Genomic DNA, 6,034 nt, shown 5'->3' on the forward strand with positions numbered 1-6,034 from the left:
TGGATTCAGGGAGGATTATCTCCTTCCCCTATGCCCTTGCTCGTGGTGCGGGGCCTGTGCCGGTCTGTGTTGTTGAGCCGGCCTGTATTGTTGAGCGGCCCGCTGGTGTGCCAACAACTGGCTGCGCTGGTGGTCGGAAGCGTTTGGATTGCCTGCCGCCTGCCTGGCTCTTTGGTTACCGGCCTGCGATTCAGGGCTGATGTTACCATGCTGCCCGTTACCTTCCGGGGCCTGGCCATCCGGATTTGATTTTACGTTATGTTGCCTCTGGTTTCCCTCCGGTGTAAATCTGTTACCACCCACCTTGTTCATGGCTGTGGTTTCAGGGCGGCCGTGGTTAACATTGGCAAACTGGCTCCTGTCTTTTTGAGCTACCTGCCGATGATTTTCCTGCTCGGTAGTTGGTTGTATGTGGTTTTCGTTCGCGGCAGAACGTTCCTGAACGGTTGGCTTAGCGGTTACGCCTCCCGGGCCATTAAAGCTGTTATTGTTAACTGTTACGTTATTGTTAATTACCGTTTTATTAACGTAAGTGTTATGCACCACGGTGTTGTTTACATTCACTACGGCTGTGTTGTACTGAAATGAGTTGCCTGCCCAACGCCCGCCAACATAGCCGGTGCCAACATAACCATAACCGTAATTTACGCCGCCATAAAAACCGATGTGCCTGCCCCAGTAACCTTCATGAAACACATAAACAGCACCGTCATACCCCCAGTAGCCGGGTGTCCATAAATAACCTACATGCGGCGGACGCACCCATACGCCCGGTACCCAATAATAGCCGTTATCCGGATCATAAGCCCAGTAGCCGGGCACCCACAGATAACCATCAACCGGGCATGGGGGTTGCGAATAGGTTGGTAAAACAGGCGGAGCTATGTTAATAGAAACACCTACACTCACTTGTGCACGAGCCTTAAAGGCTGTTGCTATAACCAGCAAAAACACGGTAAGCACACTGCTAATCTTTTTCATAATTGATAATTTTCACCAAACTTATCCCCGGTCGATGAATATTAAATTAAGTTTTTAGCAGTTGAATGAACAACAGATGAAGATGAATACCGCGGCGCAGCAACCTGTTGGTTAGCCAAATAAAAAGCCCGACAAAAAATTGCCCGGCTTTTTGTTTTCCCTATTGTTCCCCCTTTAGGGGGGTAGGGGGCTTAATTTCTTCGGCCGTTAAATAAAAACGAGGCATAATAAACCAGCGTAGCAAGTGCGCTTATCGCTGCAACTACATAGGTCATGGCTGCCCACCAAAGGGCGTCTTTAGCCATTTCATGTTCCTGCCCGGTTTGTACAATGGCATAGTTATTATCCAGCCAGGCCAGCGCGCGCCTGCTGGCGTCAAACTCGACCGGCAGCGTAACAAAGCTAAAAAATGTAACCAGCGCTAATGCAACAACACCAATGGCCAATACATAGGGGCTGCCGGAAAAGGCCAGCAGGATGACACCGATAAACAACGTCCACTGCGTAATGGTAGAAGCCACATTAATGGCAGGCACCAACGCCGAGCGGAAGCTAAGCCAGCTATAAGCCTGCGCGTGCTGCACCGCATGCCCGCACTCGTGAGCGGCAACGGCCGCGGCGGCAATGCTGCGGCTATAAAAAACATCGGTACTGAGGTTAACTGTTTTGGTTTCGGGGTTGTAGTGGTCGGTTAATTGCCCGTCGACACAAATAACCTGCACATCAAATATACCGTGAGCGCGCAACATTTTTACAGCCACCTCCTGGCCGGATAAGCCGGATAGTAAACCTATTTCTGAATATTGCTTAAATTTACTTCTGAACCTCCATTGTACAATGAAGCTCACCAGGGCCACCACGATCATCAGCAACCATGCCGAATTGGGGGCTATGTATCCCATAATCAATGAAAGATGATTCATATATATCCTTTATATAATATAATTAAAAATTAAGCGGATTAAATGCTACAACCGCTATATGCAGTTCAAAAACTATTCCGGTTTAAATAAAAGTTTGAGCATGACAGGTGTTTACCGGCAATTTGCCCGCTCTATTAGCTATTTTTGATCATGATCAGTCCCTCATTTTCATATTGGGAACGCACATCATTTATCGATAATGCTGATGTTATCATCATCGGCAGCGGACTTGTTGGCCTTAGCGCGGCCCTCCATTTGAAAAAACTCCGGCCATTATTAAAAGTTTTGGTGCTGGAACGGGGCTTTTTACCATCGGGTGCCAGTACTAAAAACGCCGGGTTCGCGTGTTTTGGTACAGTTTCCGAGCAAATTGATAACATCAACCGCTCTTCTGAAGAGGAAGCCATGCGCCTGGTAGCCTACCGCTGGCAAGGGCTACAGCGGTTAAGGGAAAAACTGGGCGATGATGCTATCGATTATCATCAGCATGGCGGCCACGAGTTATTTATGGACCATGAAGCGGAGCATGCCGGGGTTTGTATGGATCAGATAACGCAGCTGAATAAACTAATGCAGCAAGCCATAGGCAAGCCTGACATTTATTCAGTTGCCGATGAAAAAATAGCAGCATTTGGCCTGGGCGGAGTAAGGCATTTGATATACAATCCGTTTGAGGGGCAAATTGATACCGGTAAAATGATGCGCGCTTTGTTATATAAAGCCTATCAATCGGGGGTGCTGGTTTTAAATAATTGCAGTATCTCAGCCATTGAGCGCGAAGATCAATTCATTGTATTGAACACTACGCAAGGCAACTTCAAGGCATCTGATGTAATTTTAGCAACCAACGCTTTTGCGGGTCAGCTATATCCGGAGCTTGATTTGGTACCCGGCAGGGGGCAGGTGTTGGTTACCAAGCCCATCCCGGGCTTAAAACTTAAAGGCACCTATCATTTTAATAAGGGTTACTATTACTTCCGTAATATTGATGACAGGGTACTGTTTGGCGGCGGCCGTAACCTTGATTACAAAGCCGAAGAAAGCTACGATTTCGGGCATACCGAAACTGTTAAGCAACAACTGATCAGTTATTTGAATAAGGTGATTCTGCCCGGCAAAAACGTGGAGATTGATTATTGGTGGAGCGGGATCATGGGATTTGGCCAGGAAATTGCGCCCATTGTTAAACAACTACAGCCAGGTATTTTCTGCGCGGTGCGATGTAATGGCATGGGCGTAGCGATGGGGAGCCTGGTAGGTGAAGAAGTTGCTGAGTTACTCATCAACTGCCTGTAGTTTTAAAGCCTTTAATTCGTTATGGTAATGGCATGAATCAATCCCCAACTACAGAGCTACTTAGTCGAGCCTTAAAAAGTCGATAACCGAGGATTAATATAATCAATTGGTTGTTGTAAAATTGTTTATAGGCCCCGAACGAAGTGAAAAAAAATCGCCGAAGATTTTTCTTCCAGATATTCATCATTCTTTTGAAGTTCATTGCAGCAGCAGCGAGCATCACATTGATGTTATCGCCTTTAATTCCTTTGTAAAAGTTACGGCTCAGGCGGTGATCTGTTTTCAAATGGCCGATCTTAGGTTCGATGGCGGCTCTTTTGGTGAAGCCTTCCTTTAATTTGTTTTTTCGATAAGCCGTTAGTTTATTGCTGAAGGTTTTTGGGGTATGGATAATGGTTCCCAGTACCTCTTTCCTTCCCCGGTAGCCTCTGTCAACAAATGCTTCTTTGAGTTTATGTCCGGTGAGCCTTTGCTGCTGTTCCAGGGCTGCATCCAGCGTATGTCCGTCGTAATCGTTCCCCGGGATGTTCAATGCCCCGATAATCACGCCACTGTTTTGGGTAACGGTAATCGATACTTTACTGATCAAAAGCGCCCATCAGGCGGATCGGTTTGGCCGGACGGCCAAAATTCTCTTTATAACGCTTCTTAAAGCTATCCTCGAACAGTTGCCAGTTAACATGATCTGCTAAAATGTACAGCGGATGTTTGCTCGACAATTGTTCCTTTAAACCTGGTTGTAAAAACTAAATTTGGTAGTATTTATGGGTTTGTTGAGTATAAATATCTGCAAGCTTTTGATACTAACATAGCAAAAACCTGCAAAATCTATGTTGGTTTTATCAATAAATTTTTGAAAATCAAATCATTAAATGTTTTAAGAGCGATTAACTACGATGAGGAGAAGTTGGCAACCAGAAGGGAGAGTTTATCGGAATATATACTCGCGAACAACGAGGCAATCGCGTCCAGGCAGGGAACCCCTGCGTAGTTTGCGATTGCCTTGTTAGTAATAACGTGCCGAAACCGGCAAAAACAATAAATTTTATTTACCTATCCTGTAAAAATTACCACTATCGGTAACACCATATAAAGCGCCGTCTTTGCCGGTAACCAACGAGCGCCAGCGTTCGTTTTTATCTTTAAGCAAACGTTCTTCGGCTATTACTTTATTGTTTTTGATCACGAGGCGGGCAATGTGCGAACCGCCGAGCGCGCCAACAAACAAATTGTTTTTCCACTCGGGGATGAGGTTGCCGGTATAAAAAGTAATGCCGCAAGGTGAGATGCTGGGATCCCAGTAATACACGGGCTGCGTAACGCCCTCTTTTTGCTGGATGCCCTCCCCTACTTTCTGGCCGCTGTACTCGATACCATAAGTAACTACCGGCCAGCCATAATTTTTACCCGGGCGGATGATATTGATCTCATCGCCTCCCCGCGGACCAAATTCGGCTTCCCATAATTCGCCCGTTAACGGGTTGGCGGTCATCCCTTCGGGGTTACGTAGCCCGTAGGCATAAATTTCGGGCAATACACCGCTTTTGCCGGCGAAAGGCCCGCCCGGAACGGGCTTGCCATCGCGGGTAATGTGTAGAACTTTACCTACGGCGGCGCCCAGATCTTGCGCCTTCATGCGGATATCTTCGGCGCCGTGCTCGCCGGTGCTTACAAACAGGTTGCCTTGTTTATCAAACACCACGCGCGAGCCAAACTGCAAATGCCCGTTGTAAGCCGGTTTGGCATGATAAATTACCTGTACGTTTTCAAGCTTGCTATCGTCGGCAGAGAGTTTTCCTTTTGCTACCGCGAGCTGGAAGCCGCCATCTGCCTGTTCGGAGTAAGTGAAGAACAATGTGCGGTTTTTGGTAAATGACGAATCGAAATTAACATCCAGCAAACCACCCTGGCCGCCAACCGCAATTGCAGGCAGGCCAGTTATATCCTTATCAAAACTGCCGTCGGCTTTTAATATCTTCATGGTACCGCCTTTTTCTGTGATCAGGAAGCGGCCATCGGGCAAACAACGCAATGCCCATGGCGATTTTAGCTGTTTATTGATGACAGTAACAACCAGTTTGGTTTTGGTTTGTGTGCCGCCTATACGGGTTTGACCGGCAACGGCAGGTTTATAATCGCTGTTGGGTTTCTGGGTTTCAACCGGCGGTAACGACTGGGCTTTTACCTGCCCCATGAAGGCACCGGTGCATAATACGCCCATTAAAATAATTTTGTTTTTTACTGGCATGATGGTTAACTGTTAAGAATATATGTGCTATGGTCAAATATAGTTAACAAAATAAGATACAGGCAGGTTTTTGTGTATGGGTTTTGTTACGCAGGCATCAGCGATCCTGAACCGGCGATGGGAGCAGTACTGCTAAAAAAATTAAATTATATTTTAGAAATGTACAACTTATACTATATTTGCAGCCCACCAACGGGGGATTAGCTCAGCTGGCTAGAGCGCTTGCATGGCATGCAAGAGGTCATCGGTTCGACTCCGATATTCTCCACCTGATAATCAAGCATCTACAAAACTTTGTAGGTGCTTTTTTTTGACCTTTCGATGACCGGATCAAGCAAAAAAGGGATCAAGCAAAAAAGTTGGGGGGATAGTTTTATTAGGCATAGATTTTCATTAGTCTAAACATAAAGAACTCGACATTTCTTACTCCTCTGAATTGTGCTCTTAAGGCTTTAATCTTTGCATTGAAAGATTCTGCTGAGGCATTGGTGTGCCTTTTGTCAAAGTAATTGAGAATGGTTTGATAATGGTTTTGGATTGTTCTGGAAACGGTAGCAAAAGCCTTAATACCCGATCTTTCCACTTC

7 protein-coding genes and 1 tRNA gene are annotated in these 6,034 nt (G+C 46.2%); 2 read left to right on the top strand and 6 right to left on the bottom strand.

What is annotated here, in order from left to right:
• Positions 1-15: 15 nt before the first annotated feature.
• Together LX99_RS18520 and LX99_RS18525 are read right to left on the bottom strand one after the other, a co-directional pair.
• On the bottom strand, positions 16-981 hold the full coding sequence (locus tag LX99_RS18520) for a YXWGXW repeat-containing protein (protein ID WP_109609205.1): 966 nt from the start codon (positions 979-981) through the stop codon (positions 16-18).
• 191 nt (positions 982-1,172) lie between these two features.
• Positions 1,173-1,883 (bottom strand): zinc metallopeptidase, encoded by a 711-nt coding sequence (locus LX99_RS18525; RefSeq protein ID WP_245927962.1) that lies wholly within the window; start codon positions 1,881-1,883, stop codon positions 1,173-1,175.
• A gap of 171 nt (positions 1,884-2,054) precedes the next feature.
• Here LX99_RS18525 and LX99_RS18530 point away from each other — a divergent pair, with 171 nt between their 5' ends.
• A complete protein-coding gene (locus tag LX99_RS18530) occupies positions 2,055-3,200 on the top strand; it encodes an NAD(P)/FAD-dependent oxidoreductase (RefSeq protein ID WP_109609207.1) in 1,146 nt (381 codons plus the stop codon).
• Positions 3,201-3,237: 37 nt separating this feature from the next.
• Here the strand turns inward: LX99_RS18530 and LX99_RS18535 are convergent, their stop codons facing one another.
• The 3 genes from LX99_RS18535 to LX99_RS18540 all read right to left on the bottom strand — a co-directional run bounded on the left by LX99_RS18535 (position 3,238) and on the right by LX99_RS18540 (position 5,448).
• Positions 3,238-3,789, bottom strand: a complete 552-nt coding sequence (locus tag LX99_RS18535) for a transposase (RefSeq protein ID WP_109609208.1) — start codon at positions 3,787-3,789, stop codon at positions 3,238-3,240.
• Complete coding sequence (locus tag LX99_RS25765) at positions 3,779-3,919, bottom strand: hypothetical protein (RefSeq protein ID WP_170122743.1); 141 nt, start codon at positions 3,917-3,919, stop codon at positions 3,779-3,781. The genes LX99_RS18535 and LX99_RS25765 overlap by 11 nt, the downstream gene beginning before the upstream one ends.
• A 326-nt stretch (positions 3,920-4,245) precedes the next feature.
• The gene (locus tag LX99_RS18540; protein WP_109609209.1) at positions 4,246-5,448 is read right to left on the bottom strand and encodes a PQQ-dependent sugar dehydrogenase; all 1,203 of its coding nucleotides are present in this window, start codon (positions 5,446-5,448) and stop codon (positions 4,246-4,248) included.
• Between the two features lie 194 nt (positions 5,449-5,642).
• On the opposite strand from LX99_RS18540, the gene LX99_RS18545 reads away from it, so the two are divergent.
• Positions 5,643-5,716: transfer RNA gene (locus LX99_RS18545), tRNA-Ala, on the top strand.
• A gap of 108 nt (positions 5,717-5,824) precedes the next feature.
• On the opposite strand, the gene LX99_RS18550 is transcribed toward LX99_RS18545, so the two are convergent.
• Positions 5,825-6,031 carry a transposase gene (locus tag LX99_RS18550; RefSeq protein ID WP_342769432.1) on the bottom strand — a complete coding sequence of 69 codons (207 nt, stop codon included), beginning with the start codon at positions 6,029-6,031 and terminating at the stop codon, positions 5,825-5,827.
• Positions 6,032-6,034 lie beyond the last annotated feature (3 nt).

Origin of the sequence: Mucilaginibacter oryzae, assembly GCF_003148845.1 — a bacterium.
Taxonomy (GTDB): domain Bacteria; phylum Bacteroidota; class Bacteroidia; order Sphingobacteriales; family Sphingobacteriaceae; genus Mucilaginibacter; species Mucilaginibacter oryzae.